The organism is Nocardioides sp. Soil774 (assembly GCF_001428125.1).
Classification (GTDB): Bacteria; Actinomycetota; Actinomycetes; order Propionibacteriales; family Nocardioidaceae; genus Nocardioides.
In genome coordinates, this window is the sequence record NZ_LMSM01000006.1 from 426,999 (window position 1) to 446,797 (window position 19,799).

The 19,799-nt window shown below is 71.9% G+C and carries 18 protein-coding genes, 2 tRNA genes and 1 other RNA gene; 13 read left to right on the forward strand and 8 right to left on the reverse strand.

Translation table 11 applies throughout. The features are described from left to right. The first annotated feature begins 1 nt into the window (after position 1). From ASG76_RS07630 to ASG76_RS07645, 4 genes are read left to right on the forward strand one after another with little or no spacing between them, the layout of a single operon-like run. Positions 2–1,423: a type VII secretion protein EccB gene (locus ASG76_RS07630; RefSeq protein ID WP_056601877.1), complete on the forward strand. Its 1,422-nt coding sequence runs from the start codon at positions 2–4 to the stop codon at positions 1,421–1,423. Beyond that, positions 1,420–2,661: a S8 family serine peptidase gene (locus ASG76_RS07635; RefSeq protein ID WP_056601878.1), complete on the forward strand. Its 1,242-nt coding sequence runs from the start codon at positions 1,420–1,422 to the stop codon at positions 2,659–2,661. The genes ASG76_RS07630 and ASG76_RS07635 overlap by 4 nt, the downstream gene beginning before the upstream one ends. A gap of 48 nt (positions 2,662–2,709) precedes the next feature. Next, on the forward strand, positions 2,710–3,786 hold the full coding sequence (locus ASG76_RS07640; RefSeq protein WP_056601879.1) for a sugar phosphate nucleotidyltransferase: 1,077 nt from the start codon (positions 2,710–2,712) through the stop codon (positions 3,784–3,786). Between the two features lie 41 nt (positions 3,787–3,827). Continuing rightward, positions 3,828–5,129, forward strand: coding sequence for a UDP-N-acetyl glucosamine 2-epimerase (locus ASG76_RS07645; protein WP_056601880.1), 1,302 nt, complete (start codon positions 3,828–3,830; stop codon positions 5,127–5,129). Between the two features lie 56 nt (positions 5,130–5,185). Here ASG76_RS07645 and ASG76_RS07650 read toward each other — a convergent pair. Then, a tRNA-Ser gene (locus tag ASG76_RS07650) sits at positions 5,186–5,271 on the reverse strand. A 105-nt stretch (positions 5,272–5,376) separates the two neighbouring features. On the opposite strand from ASG76_RS07650, the gene ffs reads away from it, so the two are divergent. From ffs to ASG76_RS07680, 7 genes are all read left to right on the forward strand, one after another. Further along, positions 5,377–5,466, forward strand: an RNA gene (ffs, locus tag ASG76_RS18750) — signal recognition particle sRNA small type. An 81-nt stretch (positions 5,467–5,547) separates the two neighbouring features. Beyond that, the gene (locus ASG76_RS07655) at positions 5,548–7,698 is read left to right on the forward strand and encodes a DNA polymerase III subunit gamma and tau (protein ID WP_056601881.1); all 2,151 of its coding nucleotides are present in this window, start codon (positions 5,548–5,550) and stop codon (positions 7,696–7,698) included. Between the two features lie 60 nt (positions 7,699–7,758). Beyond that, a complete protein-coding gene (locus ASG76_RS07660) occupies positions 7,759–8,139 on the forward strand; it encodes a YbaB/EbfC family nucleoid-associated protein (protein WP_056601882.1) in 381 nt (126 codons plus the stop codon). Between the two features lie 11 nt (positions 8,140–8,150). Beyond that, positions 8,151–8,747: a recombination mediator RecR gene (gene recR / locus ASG76_RS07665; RefSeq protein ID WP_056601883.1), complete on the forward strand. Its 597-nt coding sequence runs from the start codon at positions 8,151–8,153 to the stop codon at positions 8,745–8,747. After that, complete coding sequence (locus ASG76_RS07670) at positions 8,744–9,328, forward strand: DUF5063 domain-containing protein (RefSeq protein WP_056601884.1); 585 nt, start codon at positions 8,744–8,746, stop codon at positions 9,326–9,328. Before recR ends, ASG76_RS07670 begins: the two co-directional genes overlap by 4 nt. A gap of 90 nt (positions 9,329–9,418) precedes the next feature. Next, entirely contained in the window at positions 9,419–10,702 is a 1,284-nt protein-coding gene (locus ASG76_RS07675; RefSeq protein WP_056601885.1) for an aspartate kinase, read from the forward strand. Next, a complete protein-coding gene (locus tag ASG76_RS07680; RefSeq protein WP_056601886.1) occupies positions 10,699–11,748 on the forward strand; it encodes an aspartate-semialdehyde dehydrogenase in 1,050 nt (349 codons plus the stop codon). Before ASG76_RS07675 ends, ASG76_RS07680 begins: the two co-directional genes overlap by 4 nt. Before the next feature lie 6 nt (positions 11,749–11,754). Here ASG76_RS07680 and ASG76_RS07685 read toward each other — a convergent pair whose 3' ends face one another. The 4 genes from ASG76_RS07685 to ASG76_RS07700 all read right to left on the reverse strand — a co-directional run bounded on the left by ASG76_RS07685 (position 11,755) and on the right by ASG76_RS07700 (position 14,200). Continuing rightward, positions 11,755–12,384 carry a hypothetical protein gene (locus ASG76_RS07685; protein WP_056601887.1) on the reverse strand — a complete coding sequence of 210 codons (630 nt, stop codon included), beginning with the start codon at positions 12,382–12,384 and terminating at the stop codon, positions 11,755–11,757. 65 nt (positions 12,385–12,449) lie between these two features. Then, positions 12,450–12,523, reverse strand: a tRNA-Pro gene (locus ASG76_RS07690). Between the two features lie 110 nt (positions 12,524–12,633). Further along, positions 12,634–13,263 (reverse strand): dihydrofolate reductase family protein, encoded by a 630-nt coding sequence (locus ASG76_RS07695; protein ID WP_056601888.1) that lies wholly within the window; start codon positions 13,261–13,263, stop codon positions 12,634–12,636. Between the two features lie 10 nt (positions 13,264–13,273). Next, complete coding sequence (locus ASG76_RS07700; protein WP_056601889.1) at positions 13,274–14,200, reverse strand: metallophosphoesterase; 927 nt, start codon at positions 14,198–14,200, stop codon at positions 13,274–13,276. Positions 14,201–14,225: 25 nt separating this feature from the next. Between ASG76_RS07700 and ASG76_RS07705 the strand changes: the two genes are divergently transcribed. Further along, a complete protein-coding gene (locus tag ASG76_RS07705; RefSeq protein ID WP_056601890.1) occupies positions 14,226–14,684 on the forward strand; it encodes a GatB/YqeY domain-containing protein in 459 nt (152 codons plus the stop codon). Between the two features lie 24 nt (positions 14,685–14,708). Here the strand turns inward: ASG76_RS07705 and ASG76_RS07710 are convergent, their stop codons facing one another. Then, on the reverse strand, positions 14,709–17,072 hold the full coding sequence (locus tag ASG76_RS07710) for a penicillin-binding protein (protein WP_056601891.1): 2,364 nt from the start codon (positions 17,070–17,072) through the stop codon (positions 14,709–14,711). A 195-nt stretch (positions 17,073–17,267) separates the two neighbouring features. Between ASG76_RS07710 and ASG76_RS07715 the strand changes: the two genes are divergently transcribed. After that, entirely contained in the window at positions 17,268–17,555 is a 288-nt protein-coding gene (locus tag ASG76_RS07715) for a WhiB family transcriptional regulator (protein WP_056601892.1), read from the forward strand. An 11-nt stretch (positions 17,556–17,566) separates the two neighbouring features. Here ASG76_RS07715 and ASG76_RS07720 read toward each other — a convergent pair whose 3' ends face one another. Beyond that, positions 17,567–18,700, reverse strand: coding sequence for an ArsA family ATPase (locus ASG76_RS07720; protein ID WP_056601893.1), 1,134 nt, complete (start codon positions 18,698–18,700; stop codon positions 17,567–17,569). Next, positions 18,697–19,746, reverse strand: a complete 1,050-nt coding sequence (locus ASG76_RS07725) for an ArsA-related P-loop ATPase (protein ID WP_235529445.1) — start codon at positions 19,744–19,746, stop codon at positions 18,697–18,699. Before ASG76_RS07725 ends, ASG76_RS07720 begins: the two co-directional genes overlap by 4 nt. Positions 19,747–19,799: the final 53 nt, after the last annotated feature.

Genomic DNA, 19,799 nt, shown 5'->3' on the forward strand with positions numbered 1-19,799 from the left:
CATGGCCACCAAGAAGGACCTCGTCGAGGCCCACGCGTTCAGCCGCCGCCGCCTCGTCACCGCCTTCGTCTCCGGCGCCCCCGGTGGCCGCGAGGTCGAGCCGGTGCGCCCGGGCCGTGTCCTGATCGGCGGTGTCGCGCTGTCGGTGCTGCTGCTCGCCGGCGCCGCGATCGCCGGCTTCCTGCTCGGCCGCCCGCCGGCGCAGTGGCTCGACGAGGGCAGCTTCATCATCTCCAAGGACACCGGTGAGCAGTACGTCGTGCTCCGCGGCGGCGACGACCCGCTGCTGCAGCGCGTGCCCAACTTCGTCTCCGCGCAGCTGCTGCTCGAGGACGCCGAGCTGACGCCGTTCACCGTGCGCGACAAGTACATCCGCACCGTGCAGCTCGGCGAGGACCTCGGCATCGACAGCGCGCCGGCCGGCCTGCCCAGCGCGGGCGAGCTCGTCGACGACGGCTGGACGGCCTGCACCGGCGACGGCCTCGGCATCAAGGTCGCGGTGCAGCAGGAGCCGACCGTCGAGGACCTCGCGGCGTCGGCGTTCCTGGTCTCGCACGGCAAGCAGGAGTGGCTCATCGCCACCGCGCCCGCGGAGGGCACCACGCCGGGGCGGGCCTACCGCTTCCCGATGCCCCGCGACGAGACGAGTGCCTCCACGATCGCCGACCGGCTCGGCTTCGGCGCCTCGGCCGCCGAGGTCGACGACGACTGGCTCAACCTCTTCCCCCGCGGTGACGCCCTGGAGAAGGACGCCTTCGGCATCGACCGACCCGGTGAGTCGGTGCCCTACGGCGACTCCGGCACCGACCTCTCCCAGTTCCGGATCGGCGACCTGCTGCTCTCCAGCGCCGGCACCTACTACCTCCTCGGTGACGACAAGCCCCAGAAGCTGTCGCCGTTCGCCGGGATGGTCTACGACGTCGTCGGCGCCACGGCCACCGAGCTGCCGGAGAACCTCGTGGCCGCCCTCGGCGACCCCGGCTACCCCGTCGAGTGGCCGCAGACGCTGCCGACCGCGGTGGGCAGCGGCGCCCTGTGCGGGGTCCTGCACCCGGCGGCGGACGCCGACCCGACCGTCAGCCTCGCCACCAACCCCACCGGCGCCGCCGACCCGAGCGAGGTGACTCCCGGTCGCCACGAGGTCGACGTCGAGCCCAGCGCCGGGGCCTACGTGCAGTCGGGCTCGGAGTCCGCGGCCGACGCCGGCACGCCCTACGTCATCGACACCAAGGGCACCAAGTACCTCCTCGGCCCCCGCGTGCCGGAGTTCATCGGCTACGGCGAGGTCGACCCGCCGCTGGTGCCGAGCGCGTGGCTGACGTTCTTCGACCCCGGCGTCGTGCTGTCGACCAACAGCGCCCGCCGCCTCCCCGAGGACGCGCCCCCGCCCGACCCCGACGCGGACGGCGAAGGCGACTCGTGAGCGCGCGCCACGCCTCGCGACTGCGTACGACGCTCGCGGCCGGCGTCGTCGCGGCGGCGGTCGTGCCGGTCTGGGCCGGGCCGGCGGCGGCCGAGCACCTGGCGCCCTGCTCGGTGAGCGAGGTGCCGGGCTCCGAGCAGCTGGCCGACACCCACTCCAAGGACAACCCCGCCTTCGACCGCATGCACGTCGAGCAGGCCCAGGAGCTCGCGACCGGTCGCGGGGTGAAGGTCGCGGTCATCGACAGCGGCGTGGTGGCCCTGCCGGGCCTGGCCCGCCCGACGTCCGTCGCGGTCGGAGGCGCCTCGGCGGCCACCACGCTGTCGGGCCACGGCACGATCGTGGCCGGGCTCATCGCCGGTCCGCGCGGCGTCGCCCCTGACGCCGAGGTGCACGACTTCAAGGTCTACGACTCCGACACCGCCGACATCGCGCAGGGCCAGCGACCGGTGACGTCGGCCGGGATCGTCGCCGGCATCGAGGCCGTCCTGGCGGCCTACCCGCGCGAGAAGTTCGACGTCGTCAACATCTCGCTGGCCGTGCCCAGTCCCGACGCGAAGCTCGAGGCCGCAGTGGCCCGGCTGGTCGACCTGCCCCTCGTGGTGGTCGCCGCGGCCGGCAACGCGAAGGAGGAGGGGTCCGACACCGGTGCGGACAAGGGGACGCCGGGCAACGACGCCGACGTCTACCCCGCCGACTACCCTGGTGTGCTCGGCGTGAGTGCGACCCCGCCCGCCAACGAGGACCCGAGCACCTACGTCGTGCCCAACGCCGACACCGACGTCTCCGCCCCCACGCTGGGCGCGATCTCGCTCAACGCCACCGGCCAGGTCTGCGACGTCGGCGAGGTCGCGACGTCGTGGTCCACCGCGGAGGTCAGCGGCATCCTCGCCCTGCTGCGCGAGGAGTTCCCGCGCGAGACCCCCCGCCAGCTCGTCGCGCGCCTCGAGGCCACGACGGAGGGCGCCGGACCCATCGCGCAGGGCACCGCCCACGACCCGTGGGCGGGGGCCGGGGTCGTCCAGGCCTACGACGCGCTGACCCGCGAGCTCGCGCCGGGTCGCCAGGGCAAGATCGAGTCGACCGTCGCCGAGACGCGCACCGACGCCGTGGCGCCGCCCGCGCCGGAGCGGATCGACCTGTTCAGCACCCCCAGGGCCATCCTGCTGTGGTCCGGGCTGGTCGCCGGCTCGGTGCTCGCGCTGGCCTTCATGCTGCGCCCGCTGCTGCGTCGCTGAGTGCACGGTTCTTCCTCCCCGCGCCCACGCCCGTGGTGGAATCGCACCATGACCGACACCTCTGACGAGCCGGTTGCCGTCATCCTGGCCGGGGGCCAGGGCTCGCGGCTCTGGCCGATCAGCCGCGACCGCGCGCCCAAGCAGTTCCAGCCGGTGGTGCGCGACCGTCCCCTGCTGACCGGGACGATCGAGCGACTGAGCGAGATCGTCGACCCCAGCCGCATCCACGTCTCGACGCGGGCCCGCTTCGCCGACGCGGCCCGCAAGAACCTCGGTCCGGTGCCGGCGGAGAACCTCATCCTCGAGGAGGACCCGGCCGGTCCGGCGACGGCGTTCGCGCTCAGCATCGCGACGCTGTCGCACCTCTACGGCAACGCCCCGGCGCTGATCGCCCCGTCCGACCACCTCATCAACGAGGAGGTCGCGTTCAACCAGGCCTCGCGCGAGATGCTCGACCAGCTCGAGCGCACGCCGGAGTCGATGGTGGTGCTGGGTGCCGAGCCCACCCGCTACGACCCGAGCCTGGGCTACATCCACACCAAGGGCGGCGACGGCGTCGTCGAGGTGATCGACTCCTTCCACGAGAAGCCCGACGAGGACCTGGTCGACGAGCTGTCCGGCACGGGCCGGCTCTACTGGAACACCGCCTGCTACGGCGTAAGGGTGGGGCAGGCGTGCGACGCCTACCGGACCGCCCTGCCGCTGATCTTCGACTCGATCGAGCGCTTCGCCCGCGGGGCGGGACCCGACCAGTCCGACCAGGGCTACCGCGGCGCCGCGATCGGTGGCCACGAGATCTATCCCCTCATGTGGGCCGGCATGGAGTGCCTGGTCGTGCCGCGCCAGCTCGGCTGGACCGACGTCGGCACGTGGACCCGCCTGGAGCGGGTGCTGCACGACCAGCGGGTGACCTCCATCGGCCCGGCCCTGCAGCTCGACGCCGAGGACACCCTCGTGGCCAGCATGGACGGACGACCCGTCGTGACCCTCGGCGCCCGCGGGCTGATCGTGGTCACGCACGAGGACGCCGTCTACGTCCTGGACAAGAAGAAGGCGCTCGACACCCCGACCCTCGAGCGCCTGCGTTCGCTCCTCGCGGCGAGCACCCGCGAAGATCTCCTCTGATCTCTTCCGAGCCCGTTCGCGCCCCTCGCCCGAAGGAACCCATGTCCCACGAGAACAGCCAGCACGTCGTCGTCGTCGGCACCAAGCCCGACATCATCAAGCAGGCGCCGATCTACCACGAGCTGCGCGAGCGCGGCCACGACGTCGTGCTGTGCCACACCGGCCAGCACTACGACCACAACCTCTCGCAGTCGATGCTCGACGAGTTCGGGGTGCGCGAGGACATCAACCTCGAGGTGCGCGGCGGCGTCAACGACCTCGTCTCCGGCATCACCGCCAAGCTCGCGCTCTACCTCAAGGGCTTCGCCGACCGGGGCGGCTTCCCGATCACCTACGTCCACGGCGACACCACCACCGCGATGGCGGGTGCCCTGGCCACCTTCGGCGAGCGACAGGCGCTGGTGCACGTCGAGGCCGGGCTGCGCACCCTCTCGCCCAAGCCGGAGGTGCTGCGCGGCTGGCTGGAGCAGGGCGCCGACCTCGACTGGGCGTCGTTCCGCGAGCAGTCGATCGACCGCGCCAGCTGGTCCAAGGGCAGCCGCGAGCCGTCGCCGGAGCAGTTCAACACCCGCGTCGCCGACGCCGGCTCCGACCTGCACGCCGCACCCGTCGAGCTCAACCGCGAGTTCCTGGTCGACGAGGGCTTCGCGCCGGCCGCCATCGACGTCGTCGGCAACTCCGTCGTCGACGCACTGGCGCAGGCGGTTGCCGGCAGCGACAAGAACCAGGTGCTCGAGAAGTTCCCGCAGATGGGCGACGGTTCGTTCCTGCGCTTCTGCGTGCACCGCCGCGAGAACACCACCAACCGTGACCGCTTCAACCTGCTCATGGACGCCATGGAGGCACTGCTCGAGCAGGGCCACCACGTGCTGTTCATCCGGCTGCTGGGCACCGAGGCGGCGATCGACAACTTCGGGCGCCGCGAATGGCTGCACGACCTCGAGGAGAGGTACGGCGACGCGCTGATCTCGACGCCCGTGTGGGACAGCTACCTCGACGTCGTGGCGGCCATGTCGATGTGCGCGGTGATCGTGACCGACTCCGGCAGCATCGTGGAGGAGGCCAACGTGCTGGAGGTGCCGTGCGTGACGCTGCGCTTCGGCTCCGACCGCTCCGAGACCTTCCTCGCGGGCAGCAACTTCCTCGCGCCACCGGTGAGCAAGGACCTCATGGTCTCGGTCATCCACCACGTCTTCGAGCACCGCGCCGAGCTGTCGTGGGACCGCGTCTACCCCGAGAAGGCCTCCGCGATGCTGGTCGACGCCGTCGAGCGGCGCCTCGGCGAGGGCAGCCTGCTGATCTCCGAGGAGTGGCGCTACGGGCTGCAGGCCCAGCTGCGCTGAACCACGGGACGTACGACGAGGGCCCCGCACCAGCAGGTGCGGGGCCCTCGTGTCGGCGGAGGTAGGGGGATTCGAACCCCCGAGGGCTATTAACCCAACCCGCTTTCCAAGCGAGCGCCATAGGCCACTAGGCGATACCTCCGCCGAGGAGAGTACCGGTCACGTCGGCAGGCGGTGAAATCGCCTCGTCGGGCTGGTGTCGACCCTGGGTTTGGGCGCGCTGTCCCCGCTCGCCTAGACTCCCGGCAACCCCCCACGCGGCGTCACCTCGCCCAATCCCCCAGGGCCGGAAGGCAGCAAGGGCAAGTGAGCTCTGACGGGTGCGTGGGGGGCCTTTTCATGCCCCTGCTCAGGCCCCCGCTCCCCGGGGTGCCCCGGGCCCTGTGCGGTGTGGGTGGGCACGGTTAGGGTTCACGACGTGGAGTCACCGCTCGCGCTCTATCGCCGCTACCGGCCCGAGACCTTCCAGGAGGTCATCGGGCAGGACCACGTGACCGAGCCGCTGCGGGCTGCGCTGGCCGCCAACCGGGTCAACCACGCCTACCTGTTCTCCGGCCCACGTGGCTGCGGCAAGACCACCTCGGCCCGGATCCTGGCGCGCGCGCTCAACTGCGCGCAGGCGCCGATCTCCGACCCGTGCGGTGAGTGCGACAGCTGCCGCGACCTCGCGCGTGGCGGCCCGGGATCGATCGACGTCATCGAGATCGACGCCGCGTCGCACGGCGGTGTGGACGACGCCCGCGACCTGCGCGAGAAGGCGTTCTTCGCGCCGGTGCGCGACCGCTACAAGGTCTACATCATCGACGAGGCGCACATGGTCACCACGCAGGGCTTCAACGCCCTGCTCAAGCTGGTCGAGGAGCCGCCGCCGCACCTGCGGTTCATCTTCGCCACGACCGAGCCCGACAAGGTGCTGCCGACGATCCGCTCGCGCACCCACCACTACCCGTTCCGGCTGATCCCACCGCGGCTGCTCAGCGACTACCTGTCGCAGCTCGCGGCGGAGGAGGGCGTCGGCATCGAGCCGGCCGCCCTGCCCCTCGTCGTACGAGCAGGGGCCGGGTCGGCGCGCGACACGCTGTCGGTCCTCGACCAGCTCCTCGGCGGCGCCGGGTCGGCCGGGGTCACCCACAAGCTCGCCACCGACCTGCTGGGCTTCACCCCGGACTCCCTGCTCGACGAGGTGGTCGAGGCGTTCGCGACCCGCGACGGGGCCTCGGTCTTCTCGGTGGTCGACAAGGTCGTCGAGACCGGGCAGGACCCCCGCCGCTTCACCGAGGACCTCCTGCGCCGGTTGCGCGACCTCGTCATCGTCACCGCCGTGCCCGACGCCCCGGCGACCGGCCTCATCGACGTCCCCGACGACGCGGGGGAGCGCCTGGTCGCCCAGGCGGCCCGCTTCGGCGCCATCGAGCTCAGCCGCGCGGCCGACATCGTCGCCGCCGGGCTCACCGAGATGCGCGGCGCGACCGCGCCCCGGCTGCTGCTCGAGCTGCTGTGCGCCCGGGTGCTCCTGCCCGGCGCCGACCACACCGCCGACGGCGTGATGGCCCGCCTCGAGCGGCTCGAGCGCCGCCTCGACGTGACCGGCGTGCCGGCGGGAGCCGCTGCGTCGGCCCCAGCCCCGGCCCCTGCACCCGCCGCTCCCGCTACCGCCCCAGCCCCCGCCAGCGCCCCTGCGCCCGCCCTGCGCAGCGACGAGCCCGCACCGCCGCCGCCCGTGCCGACTGCCAGCCCGGTGCCCGACGCCGGCCCTGCGCCCGACGCCGGCCCGGCCCGCGACGCCGGGCCGCCCCCGCCCCCGCCGATGCCCACCTCGGCGCCGCCGGCCGAGCCCGCGACGGTGCAGCCGCCCGCAGCCGTGGCCGAGCCCGCGCCCGCCCCGGTGGTGGCGTCCGGCCCCGACGCGCCGGTCGCCGCGCAGCCCGGCGGACCGCGCGGTGGCCTCAGCCTCGTCGACGTACGCCGCCTGTGGCCCGACATCCTCGAGCAGACCAAGAACCGGCGGCGCCTGGCGTGGATGGTGCTCTCGCAGCACGCCCACGTGGTCGATGTCGACGGCACCCGGCTGACGGTCGGGTTCGCCAACTCCGGTGCGCGCGACTCCTTCGTCAACGGCGGCTGCGACGAGATCCTGCGCCAGGCCGCGATCGACGTCGTGGGCATGGACTGGCGCGTGGAGTCGATCGTGGACCCCTCGGGCGCCGCGGCGCAGGCGCCGGTCGTGCACCAGTCGGCCACCGCGCCGGCCCCGGCGGCCTCCCCCGCCACCCCGGCCTCCCCGGCCCCCGCGGCCGCTCCCGAGGCCCCGGACTCGCCGCCGGCCTGGGTGACCCAGGACGCCGCTCCTGCCGCCGCACCGGCGCCCGTCGTGTCGGCCGCCCCGGCCCGCGAGGCGCTCGAGGCGGCCCGGGCCGGCGTGGGCTCCGAGCCCAGCGAGCCGGTGCGCTCGCCCGACGACGACGCCGACCCCGACGACCCCGACGCCGAGTCGGCGGCCCTCGACACCGAGTCGCTGCTGAGCCAGACCCTCGGTGCCCGCCTGATCGAGGAGATCAGGAACGACTGACCAGATGAGCACCTCGACGACCTCCACGACCTCGACCTCACTCTTCACGCGGGAGACCCGATGACCCAGAACCCCTTCGACGCCCTCGGTGGCGGCGGCTTCGACATGAACGCGCTGCTCCAGCGGGCGCAGCAGATGCAGCAGCAGCTCGAGGAGGCGCAGGCCGAGCTGGCCCGCACCACCGTCGAGGGCACGGTCGCCGGCGGGGCCGTCACGGTCACCGCCAACGGCGTGGGCGAGCTGGTCGGCGTGAGCATCCGCACCGGCGAGTTCGACGGCAACGACCCCGACGACCTGTCCGACCTCTCCGACCTCATCGTCGCGGCCTACCGTGACGCCCGGGCGAAGTCCGAGGCGCTCGCGGGCGACTCCCTCGGCCCGCTCACCGAGGGCCTCGGCGGTGGCGGCGGGCTCGGCTTCTCGCCGCCCGGCCTGGGCTGAGAGCAGCGACGGTGTACGAGGGTGTCGTCCAGGACCTGATCGACGAGCTGGGCCGCTTGCCCGGCGTCGGTCCCAAGAGCGCGCAGCGCATCGCCTTCCACCTGCTGCAGGCCGAGCCCGCCGACGTGCGGCGTCTCGCCGACGTGCTGATCGAGGTCAAGGCGAAGGTGAAGTTCTGCTCGATCTGCTTCAACGTCAGCGAGGACGAGCAGTGCCGCATCTGCCGTGACGAGCGGCGCGACCCGAGCGTGCTGTGCGTGGTCGAGGAGTACAAGGACGTCGTCGCGATCGAGCGCACCCGCGAGTTCCGCGGTCGCTACCACGTGCTCGGCGGCGCGATCTCGCCGATCGACGGCATCGGTCCCGACCAGCTCCACGTGAAGGAGCTGATGCCGCGACTGGCCGACGGCACCGTCACCGAGGTCATCCTCGCCACCGACCCCAACCTCGAGGGCGAGGCCACCGCGACCTACCTCACGCGCCTGCTCGGCCCCATGGGCTTGCGCGTCACCCGCTTGGCGAGTGGACTGCCGGTGGGCGGTGACCTCGAGTACGCCGACGAGGTCACCCTCGGCCGTGCGTTCGCCGGAAGGAGATCAGCAGAATGACCGACCACACCGAACAGATCAGGTTCGAGGAGCAGATCGCCGACTCGGTGACGAGCTTCCTGCTCGCCCTGCGCGCCATCGCCCGCGAGGGCAACGGCGCCGAGGCCGTCTCCCTCCTGCTCCTCGAGATCAGCCAGGTGCTGCTGGCCGGCGCCCGGCTGGGCGCACAGACCGACTTCGCCCCGCGCGAGGAGTTCCAGCCCGACGTGGGCCCCGAGGCCGACATCGACGACCTGCGGCTGCGCCTGGCCGACATGCTCGAGGGCGTCGACTCCTACACCTTCGTCTTCGACCCCTACGTCCCCGAGGTGGTCGAGAGCCGGCTGTCCGACGACCTCGCCTCGATCGCGATCGACCTCGAGAACGGCCTGCGCCACTTCCGCGCCGGTGACGTCGACGAGGCGCTGTGGTGGTGGCAGTTCTCCTACGTCAACAGCTGGGGCAACCTGGCCGGCGCGGCACTCAACGCGCTGCTGACCGTCGTCGCGCACGACCGCTTCGACACCGACTTCGTGGCCAACGCGGCCGCCGTCGCCGTCGCCGATGAGATGCTGGAGATCGACCCCGGCACGCAGCCGTAGAATCGGGCTCGCCCTCCGGCAACGGCGCCGGCGGGAACGCCAGAGACGCACCCGGCCGATGACGGCCGCACCCGACCCGAGGGACCAACCGTGGGCATTGTCGTGCAGAAGTACGGCGGCTCCTCGCTCGCCGACGCCGACGCCATCAAGCGCGTCGCGCGGCGCATCGTGGACGTCAAGAAGTCCGGGCACGACGTCGTCGTGGCGGTGTCCGCCATGGGTGACACGACCGACGACCTCTACGACCTCGCCAACGGCGTCTCGCCGCTCCCGCCGGCCCGCGAGATGGACATGCTGCTCACCGCGGGCGAGCGCATCTCGATGGCGCTGGTGGCGATGGCGATCAGCGACCTCGGCTACACCGCCCGCTCGTTCACCGGCTCCCAGGCCGGCGTGATCACCGACTCGGTGCACGGCAAGGCCAAGATCATCGACATCACCCCCGGTCGCATCACCCAGGCGATCGGCGAGGGCCACATCGTCATCGTCGCGGGCTTCCAGGGCGTCTCGGCCGACACCAAGGAGATCACCACCCTCGGCCGCGGCGGCACCGACACCACCGCGGTGGCGCTGGCGGCCGCGCTCGAGGCCGACGTCTGCGAGATCTACACCGACGTCGACGGCGTCTTCACCGCCGACCCGCGCATCGTGCCGAGCGCCCGCAAGCTCGGCACCGTGTCCTACGAGGAGATGCTCGAGCTCGCCGCCTGCGGCTCCAAGATCCTGCACCTGCGCTGCGTGGAGTACGGCCGCCGCTACGGCATCCCGATCCACGTGCGCTCGTCGTTCAGCCAGCTCGAAGGAACCTGGGTCAAGAACGACCCCGATGTCGCCGGACCCGAGGAAGAGACCATGGAACAGCCCATCATCGCCGGAGTCGCCCACGACGTCAGCGAGGCCAAGATCACCGTCGTCGGCGTGCCCGACAAGGTCGGCGAGGCGGCCCGCATCTTCGAGGCGCTCGCCGACGCCCAGATCAACCTCGACATGATCGTGCAGAACATCTCCGCGGCCGCGACCAGCCTCACCGACATCTCCTTCACGCTGCCGCGCACCGACGGCCAGACCGCGATGACGGCGCTGGCGCGGATCCAGGCCGAGGTCGGCTACGACAAGCTGCTCTACGACGACAAGATCGGCAAGGTGTCGCTGATCGGCGCCGGCATGCGCTCGCACCCCGGCATCACCTCGAAGTTCTTCGGCGCGCTCGCCTCGGCCGGGGTCAACATCGGGATGATCTCCACCTCCGAGATCCGCATCTCGGTCATCGTCGACGAGACCGCGGTCGGCGACGCCGTGCGCGCCACCCACACGGCGTTCGACCTCGACGCCGACGAGGTCGAGGCCGTGGTCTACGGGGGCACCGGCCGATGACCCGGAAGGTCAACATCGGCATCGTCGGGGCCACCGGGCAGGTCGGTGTCGCGATGCGGCAGATCCTGCTCGAGCGTGACTTCCCGGTCGGCGAGGTCAGGTTCTTCGCCTCGTCGCGCTCGGCTGGCACCGTGCTGGCCTTCGGCGACCGCGAGGTCACCGTGGAGGACGCCGCGACCGCCGACCCGGCCGGCCTCGACATCGCCCTCTTCTCCGCCGGCGCCACCACCTCGCGTGCGCTCGTGCCGACGTTCGTCGAGGCGGGCGTGATCGTCGTCGACAACTCCAGCGCGTTCCGCAAGGACCCCGACATCCCGCTCGTCGTCTCCGAGGTCAACCCCGACGCGATGGCGTCGGTGATCGCGGCCGGGCGCGGCATCATCGCCAACCCCAACTGCACGACGATGGCGGCCATGCCGGTGCTCAAGCCGCTGCACGAGGAGGCGGGCCTCACGCGCCTCATCGTCTCGACCTACCAGGCCGTCTCGGGCTCCGGCGTCGCCGGCGTCGACGAGCTCGCCCACGGCGTCGAGGGAGCCGGCGACAAGGCCCGCGAGCTCGCCTACGACGGCTCGGCGATCGCCTTCCCCGACCCGGTGGCCTACGTCGAGCCGATCGCCTACAACGTGCTGCCGATGGCGGGCTCGATCGTCGACGACGGGCTCAACGAGACCGACGAGGAGCAGAAGCTCCGCAACGAGTCGCGCAAGATCCTCGGCCTGCCCGACCTGCTGGTCTCCGGCATCTGCGTGCGGGTCCCGGTCTTCACCGGGCACTCGCTGGCGGTCAACGCCGAGTTCGAGCGCGCGATGACGCCCGCCCGCGCCCGGGAGATCCTCGCGGGGGCACCCGGCGTCGAGCTCGACGAGGTGCCGACCCCGCTCAAGGCGGCCGGTCGCGACCCGTCGTACGTCGGTCGGCTCCGCCAGGACCCGGGCGTGCCGGACGACCGCGGCCTCGCGCTCTTCATCAGCAACGACAACCTGCGCAAGGGCGCCGCGCTCAACACGGTGCAGATCGCGGAGATCGTCGCCGCCGCGCTCTGAGGGTCGTCAGCCGTCGTCCCCGACGACGGACGTGGTGACCCACCACGACCCGGCGTAGCAGCCTGCCGCGAGCAGGGGGGCGGCGACGGCGCTCCACCACTGGTCGAGCGAGCCGAGCAGGAAGACCATCACCAGCACGGCGAGGATCCCGACGGCCAACAGGCTGGTCGAGCCTGCGTCGGTGACGCCGAGGGCTCGCAGTGCGAGGCTGCCGGCCCACGCCAGCAGCACGAGCCCGCCCAGCAGGAGCGGCAGACCGATCGCGCCACCGCACGACGACGTGCCCCGCACGACGTTGCAGCCGGCGCCGGCGAGCCAGGTCAGCAGCACGGCCAGGACGCCGACGCCGAGCCCGCTGAGCGCTGCCGCGGGCAGGCCGCCCAGGGACGGTCGGCGTACGCGCGCTCGCAGCGGTGGTGCAGCCACCTTCTCGGGTGCTGCGACCGTGGCTGGGTCTCCGCCGGTCGAGGCGTCGGGCTCCGTGGGACCGGCAACGGGCTCGGCAGGGTCGAGGGAGTCGGCGGGCTCGCTGGGCTCGGTGGGTTCGCTGGCCCTCCGCCGCCGCCGCAGCGAGAGGGACGGCATCTGCAGCGAGGGTCCGTCGTCGTGCTCGTCGTGGTCGTCGCTCTGGGCCATGGGGGCAGTGTGCCAAATGACAGGAGCTCCCGGACCCATCGATGTGGGTCCGGGAGCTCCGGATGTCGGGCTGACAGGATTTGAACCTGCGGCCTCCTCGTCCCGAACGAGGCGCGCTACCAAGCTGCGCCACAGCCCGCCGCCCGGCCGCTTGAGCTCTTGCGAGCACTCGGCAGGGCAACGCGGGCGAGCATACCGGAGCGGTCAGGGCCTCTCGAAATCGCCCCGACCGCGCGGGACGGACGCGCCTCAGGAGGCCGGCTTCCGGGTCATGCTCAGGTGGGTGACACCGCTGGGCGAGGAGACCGCCTCGATGTCGAAGGTGTCCTCGAGCGCCTCGAGGCCGTCCCAGAGGCGGGAGCCCCGGGCGAGGACGACCGGCACGACGGCGACGTGCAGGTGGTCGACGAGCCCGGCCGCCACGAACGCCCGGACCGTGCTCGCGCCGCCGCCGATCCGCACGTCGAGGTCACCCGCTGCCTCCTGGGCGAGGGCGAGCGCCTCGGTGGGCGAGGCGTCGATGAAGTGGAAGGTCGTCCCGCCCTCCATCTCGAGGGAGTCGTGCGGGCGGTGGGTGAGGACGTAGGTCGGGGTGTGGAACGGCGGGTCCTCGCCCCACCAGCCCCGCCATCCGGGGTCGTCCTGCCAGCCGGGGGGCCCGAACTTGTTGGCGCCCATGATCTCGGCGCCGAAGCCGACGTCGTACTGGCGCCCGAAGAGGGCGTCGACGCCGTTGGGCGCGCCGGCCTGCCACGTCGCGAAGCGCCACTCGTGGAGCTTCATCCCTGCATGGCCGAAGGGCGCCTCGAGGGACTGCGGCTCCCCGGAGCCGAAGCCGTCGAGCGAGACGGCGAAGTTGGTGACCCGGACCAGTGGCACGTGGGCTCCTTCAGGTGAGTGTCAGCAGGGTCGCCTCGGGGCGGCAGGCCACCCGGAAGCGGACGTAGGGGTTGGTGCCGAGGCCGGCCGACACGTGCAGCCACGACGAGCCGTCGTCGCCGGGGGCGGAGCCGGCCGGGTGGCGGTGCAGGCCGCGGGCCCGCGCGGGCTCGAGGTCGCAGTTGGTGGTGAGGGCACGTCCGCGGCCGTCCAGGGTGGGCAGGCACACCTGGCCGCCGTGGGTGTGGCCGGCGATGATCGCGTCGTAGCCGTCGGCGGCGAACTGGTCGAGGACGCGGAGGTACGGCGCGTGGGTGACCGCGAGCCGCACGTCGGCGTCCGGGTCGGCCGGGCCCGCGACGCGCGGCAGGTCGTCGTACTTCAGGTGCGGGTCGTCGACGCCGGCGAAGGCGATCGAGGTGCCCTTGACGGTGAGCCGGCCGAAGCCGTTGGTCAGGTCGAGCCAGCCGGCCGCGCCGAAGCGCTCCTTGAGGTCGGGCCACGGCAGCTGCGGGGTCTTGGTGTTGCGCTTGCCGGTGTCGGGCAGGAGGTAGAGCATCGGGTTGCGCATGCCGGGGGCGTAGTAGTCGTTGGAGCCGAGGACGTAGACCCCCGGCACGTCGAGCAGCCCGCCGAGCGCGTCGGTGACCACCGGCACGGCGCGGCGGTGGGCGAGGTTGTCGCCGGTGTTGATGACCAGGTCGGGCTCGAGGGCGGCGAGGCCGCGGAGCCACTCCTGCTTGTCGCGCTGGTCGGGAGCCATGTGGATGTCGCTGAGGTGCAGCACCTTCAGCGGGGCGTGGCCGTCGGGGAGCAGCGGCACCGTCACGTGGCGCAGGGTGTACTGCCTCGCCTCCCAGGCGGCGTACGACGCCAGCCCGGCGCCGGCGACGGCGCCGAGGGTCAGCGTGCGTCCGACGACGGGGAGGAAAGCCATTCGGCAAGGCTGCCACAATGGGCCCATGAGTGCTCTGAAGGACCGTCTCCGCGCCGACCTCACCACCGCCATCAAGGCGCGTGACGAGCTGCGCTCCTCGACGCTGCGGATGGTGCTGACCGCGATCACCAACGCCGAGGTCGCCGGCAAGGCGGCCCGCGAGCTCTCCGACGACGACGTGCTCGGTGTGCTCTCCAGCGAGGCCAAGCGCCGCCGCGAGGCCGCGACGGCATTCGCCGACGGTGGTCGTGAGGAGATGGCGGCGAAGGAGGCGGCCGAGGGCGAGGTCATCGCGGAGTACCTCCCGACCCCGCTCACCGAGGCCGAGATCGCCGACCTCGTCAGCGCCGCGATCGCGCAGACCGGCGCTGCCGACGAGGGCATGCGCGCCATGGGCAAGGTGATGGGCGTCGTGACGCCCCAGGTCAGGGGTCGCGCCGACGGGGGCGCGGTCGCCGCCGAGGTGCGCAAGCAGCTGGGCTGAGGCCCGGAGGCAGCCCGCCGTGGCCTAGCGGCGGCCCTTGCCCTTCCCCTTGCCCTTGTTGCCCTTGCCCTTGTTGCCGCCGCTGTTGATCGACGGCGGCGGGGGCACGTAGCCGGTCGAGGCGTAGAGCGTGACGGTGTCGCCGCTGCTCAGCGACGTGCCGCCAGCCGGTGAGGTGTAGGCGACGCTGCCGGCGGCGACCTCGGAGTTGACGTCGCCTCCGTCGGCGACCACGAAGCCGGCGGCCTCGAGCTGCTGGGTCGCCGCCTCGACGGTCTGGCCGGCCACGTCGGGCACGGTCGAGAGGACGCCGGCGATCTCGTCGCCGGGAGGCGTCTGGAAGTCCTCGTAGGGGAGCTTGGCCGAGATCGCTGCCATCGCGTCGCCCCACAGCGGCCCGGCGACGGTGGAGCCGAAGGCCTCGTAGATGCCCACGCCGCCGACGGTCTGGCCGTTGAGGCTCTCCCACTCGCCGAGCTCATTGGCGCCGGCGACCATGGCGACGGTGGCGATCGCGGGCGTGTAGCCGGCGAACCACACCGACATGTTGCTCTGGTTGGTGCCCGTCTTGCCCGCCGAGGGCTTGTCGATGGCGATGTTCTGGCCGAAGCCGCCCGGCTCCATGACGCCCCGCAGGATGTCGTTGACCGCGTCGGCGGTGGCGCCGGGCATGACCTGCTCACACTCGGTGGGGAACTCCTTGAGGGTTTGGCCCTTCGAGTCGAGCACCCCGGTGACCGGGCGGGGGTCGCAGTGCAGCCCGCGCGCACCGAAGGTGGCGTAGGCCTGGGCCAGCTCGAGCGGGTTGCTGTCGGAGACGCCGAGGATCCACGACGGCACCTTCTGCGCCAGCGGCACCTTGACGCCCATGTCGGCGGCCAGCTGGAGCGGCTCGCACATGCCGGTCTGCGTCTCGAGCTGGGCGAAGAACGTGTTCACCGAGTTCTGGGTGCCGCTGTAGAGGTCGAACGTGCCCGACCCGGTCGAGTTGCTGACGTCCCAGCCCTTGCCGTCACCGGCATAGGGGCCGTCGCAGTTCGCGAACTCCTCGTCGTCGATGTGCAGCTCCTCGGGGGAGTTGATCTGCGTGCTCAGCGGGATGCCCTGGTTGATGGCGGACGCCAGCACGAAGACCTTGAAGGTCGATCCGGCCTGGAAGCCGTTGGCGTCGCCGTACTTCTTGGGCACGACGTAGTTGAGGTAGGTCTGGCCCTTGGCCTTGTTCTTGCCCATCGGGCGCGACTGGGCCAGCGCGCGCACGTCACCGCTGCCGGGCTCGACCATGGCCAGGCCACCGATGGCCTGGTCGGTCGGGTAGACGTGCGCGGAGACCGAGTCGTCGGCCGCCTTCTGCATGTCGAGGTCGAGCGTGGTGTTGATGGTCAGGCCGCCGTTCTTGAGCGTCGTACGACGCTCCTTGGGCGTGTCGCCCAGCACCGGATCCTTGAGCAGCCAGTTGACGACGTAGTCGCAGAAGAACGGCGCGCGCGACTGCTGGCAGCCGTTGGGCGCGGACTTGACCTTGAGGGTCTCCTCGATCGGCGTGCCCTTGAGGCGCTCGGCCTTCTTCTCGCTCAGCACGCCCAGCTGGGCGAGCCGGTCGAGGACGGTGTTGCGGCGGCTCTCGGCGCGCTCGGGGTTGTCGATCGGGTCGTAGCCGACCGGGTTCTTGACCAGGCCGGCGAGGGTGGCGGCCTCGAGGAGGTTGAGGTCCTTGGCGTTCTTGGAGAAGAAGTGGACGGCCGCAGCCTGGACGCCGAAGGCGCCGTCACCGAAGTAGGCGATGTTGAGGTAGCGCTCGAGGATCCAGTCCTTGGTGTGGTTCTTCTCGAAGGCGATCGCGTAGCGCAGCTCGCGGATCTTGCGGGCGTAGGTCTCCTCGGTCGCTGCCTTGCGCTCCTCGTCGGTCTCGGCCTGGTAGAGCAGCGTCTGCTTCACCATCTGCTGGGTGATCGAGGAGCCACCCTGCACCGAGCCACCGTTGGCCTGGTTGGTGACGAAGGCGCGCAGGGTGCCCTTGAGGTCGAGCGCGCCGTGCTCGTAGAAGCGGTAGTCCTCGATCGCCACGATCGCCTTGACCATGGGCCGCGAGATCGACTGGAGCGGGACGTTGATCCGGTTCTGGTCGTAGAGCGAGGCGATGAGGTTGCCGTTGACGTCGTAGATGCGCGTCTTCTGCGACAGGTCCTTGGCCTCGAGCGACTCCGGCAGGTTCACCATGCCGGTGCTGACGTCCTTGGCGGCCACGCCGACAAGGCCCGCGAAGGGGATGGCGAGGCAGGCGGTGAGGACGCCCATCACCACGGCGACGGCACCCATGACCGCGAGGTGCGAGGCGACGCGGCCGGCGTCGGGACGTCCCTGGGAGCGCTCGGAGCGTGAAGACATGGGGCCCAGACTACGGGGAACTCGCATACCACCCGGCATTCCAGGCGCGCAGCCGGATAGTCACATCGGACTATGCGAATTGAACCACCTGGCCCTGCCGCTCCTGCCAGGGATTCGTTTACTTTTCTACTCGAGTCGGGAATGGCCGCTATGGGGGCGGCCGACCGGCTCGACAAACACCGTGGGGTTTTGACTATGTGGGTCGAGGACTGGGCAGCGCGTGCTGCATGCAAGGGCGAGACGCCGGACGCACTCTTCGTGCGGGGCGCCGAGCAGAACAAGGCCAAGCAGGTGTGCGCGGGTTGCCCCGTGCGGACCGAGTGCCTGGCCGAGGCCCTGGACAACCAGATCGAGTGGGGCGTCTGGGGTGGCATGACCGAGCGTGAGCGCCGTGCGCTGCTCCGCCGCCGCCCCGACTCGTCGTGGCGCTCCATCCTGGAGACCGCCCGTACCAAGGTCGAGACGCCCACCGTCAACGTCTGAGCGGTCCTCGATCAGCCCTGGTGCGCCAGGCTCTCGCCGATCGCGCGCAGCCCGTCGAGGTCGTGGACGTCGCCGGGCATCGCCGGCACCACGGCGGTGCGCACCCGCGGGTGCGAGGCGGCGAAGCGCTCGCGCAGGTGCTGCTCGCGCTCGATGATGCGCACGCGGTCTGCATGCAGCTGCAGCAGACCGGCGGTCAACGACGAGGAGTCGCTCGCCCGCAGCCGGTCGGCGGCGGTGATCGCCTCCTCCGCGGACAGCGTCGTACGCGCCGGCGGGCTCGCACGGTTGACCACGAGGCCGGCCAGCGGCATGTCGTCGTCGGTGAGCCGGTCCACGAAGTACGCCGCCTCACGCACCGCGTCGGGCTCGGGTGCGGCGACGACGACGAACGCGGTCCCGTCGGCCTGGAGCAGCGCGAAGGTGTGCTCGGCGCGCTCGCGGAAGCTGCCGAACAATGTGTCGAGCGCGGTCACGAACGTCTGGACGTCGCGCAGCATCTGCCCGCCGAGGATCTTGCTCAACGCGTTGGTGACCACCGACAAGCCGGCCGTCATCAGCCGGGCGGGCCCGCGCGCCGGGGCGATCAGCAGCCGGATCAGCCGACCGTCGAGGAAGCTGGACAACCGCTCCGGCGCGTCCAGGAAGTCCAGCGCAGAGCGCGAGGGCGGGGTGTCGACCACGATGAGGTCGTAGGTGCCGTCCTGCTGCGACTCGCGGTAGAGCTGGCCGAGCTTCTCCATCGCCATGTACTCCTGCGTCCCGGCGAACGAGCTCGACAGGGCGACGTAGAACGGGTTCTCCAGGATCTGGCGCGCCTTCTCGGCGCTGGCCTGGCTCTCGACCACCTCGTCGAAGGTGCGCTTCATGTCGAGCATCATCGCGTCGAGCGACCCGCCGGCGGAGGCGTCGACGTCGGCCACCGGCCGCGGGGTGTTGTCGAGCTGCTCGATGCCCATCGACTGCGCCAGGCGCCGGGCGGGGTCGATGGTGAGGACCACGACCTTGCGGCCGCGCTCGGCGGCGCGCAGCGCCAGCGCGGCGGAGGTGGTCGTCTTGCCCACGCCGCCGGAGCCGCAGCACACGATGATCTCGGTGCTCCGGTCGTCGAGGAGGGCGTCGACGTCGAGGGTCGGCGGCTTCATGCCATGCCCTGCTCGCGGAGGAGCTGCGCCATCTCGAGGAGCGCCCCGCGGTCTATGCCACCGGCGATGCGTGGCAGCTCGTAGGTCGGCAGGTCCTCGGCGGCGACGAGGGCGCGCTGCTCGTCCTCGAGCTGACGGCGTACGGCGTGGTCGCGGGCCTCGTCGAGCAGCGAGCCGACCAGCCCGGCGTCGACGTCGACCATCGCGCGGGTCAGGTCGGAGGCGACGCCGGTCGGGTCGACGTTGCCGTCACGCACGCGGGTGAGGGCACCGGGGCCGAGGGCCTGGGGGCGGACCAGGTTGACCACGATGCCGCCGACCGGGAGGCCGGCCTCCCGCAGCTGGGCGATGCCGTCGGAGGTCTCCTGCACGGGCATCTCCTCGAGGATGGTGACGAGGTGCACGGCGGTGCGTGGCGAGCGCAGCAGCTCCATCACCTTGTCGGCCTGCGACTTGACCGGGCCGACCTTGGCGAGGCCGGCGAGCTCGGAGTTGACCCCGAGGAACTGGCAGATCCGCCCGGTCGGGGGAGCGTCGAGCACCACGGCGTCGTACGTGATGGCGGCGCGGTCGCGGCCCTTGTCGCCCCTCTTGCCCTCGGGGCGACGCGGGCGCTGCACGGCCTCGTAGACCTTGCCGGTGAGCAGCACGTCGCGCACGCCCGGGGCGATGGTGGTGGCGAAGTCGATGACGCCGAACTTGTCGAGCGCCTTCCCGGCGCGACCGAGCTTGTAGTACATCGACAGGTATTCCAGGAGCGCCGACTCCGGGTCGATGTGCAGCGCGTCGACCTGTCCGGCACGGCCCGTGGCGTCGGGCGCTCCTTTGGAGATGCGGGTCTCCTCGTAGGGCAGCGGGTCGACGTCGAACATGCGGGCGATGCCCTGGCGGCCCTCGACCTCGCACAGCAGCACGTTGCGCCCCGACGTGGCGAGGGCCAGCGCGAGCGCGGCGGCGACGGTGGACTTGCCGGTGCCGCCCTTGCCGGTGACGACGTGCAGGCGCACCTGGGGCCAGTCGACGGACCGGTCGGGGTGCGCGCTCACGCCTCCAGAGTAGGGCGCGGGTGTGCACATCCGGGGGCGCGAACTGTGGTCCC

Bases quoted from the DNA above. Each gene is read 5' to 3' on its own strand.
- ASG76_RS07630 (WP_056601877.1), top strand. From the start codon at position 2: ATGGCCACCAAGAAGGACCTCGTCGAGGCCCACGCGTTCAGCCGCCGC.
- ASG76_RS07640 (WP_056601879.1), top strand. From the start codon at position 2,710: ATGACCGACACCTCTGACGAGCCGGTTGCCGTCATCCTGGCCGGGGGC.
- ASG76_RS07645 (WP_056601880.1), top strand. From the start codon at position 3,828: ATGTCCCACGAGAACAGCCAGCACGTCGTCGTCGTCGGCACCAAGCCC.
- ASG76_RS07660 (WP_056601882.1), top strand. From the start codon at position 7,759: ATGACCCAGAACCCCTTCGACGCCCTCGGTGGCGGCGGCTTCGACATG.
- ASG76_RS07670 (WP_056601884.1), top strand. From the start codon at position 8,744: ATGACCGACCACACCGAACAGATCAGGTTCGAGGAGCAGATCGCCGAC.
- ASG76_RS07680 (WP_056601886.1), top strand. From the start codon at position 10,699: ATGACCCGGAAGGTCAACATCGGCATCGTCGGGGCCACCGGGCAGGTC.
- ASG76_RS07685 (WP_056601887.1), bottom strand. From the start codon at position 12,384: ATGGCCCAGAGCGACGACCACGACGAGCACGACGACGGACCCTCGCTG.
- ASG76_RS07700 (WP_056601889.1), bottom strand. From the start codon at position 14,200: ATGGCTTTCCTCCCCGTCGTCGGACGCACGCTGACCCTCGGCGCCGTC.
- ASG76_RS07705 (WP_056601890.1), top strand. From the start codon at position 14,226: ATGAGTGCTCTGAAGGACCGTCTCCGCGCCGACCTCACCACCGCCATC.
- ASG76_RS07710 (WP_056601891.1), bottom strand. From the start codon at position 17,072: ATGTCTTCACGCTCCGAGCGCTCCCAGGGACGTCCCGACGCCGGCCGC.
- ASG76_RS07715 (WP_056601892.1), top strand. From the start codon at position 17,268: ATGTGGGTCGAGGACTGGGCAGCGCGTGCTGCATGCAAGGGCGAGACG.
- ASG76_RS07720 (WP_056601893.1), bottom strand. From the start codon at position 18,700: ATGAAGCCGCCGACCCTCGACGTCGACGCCCTCCTCGACGACCGGAGC.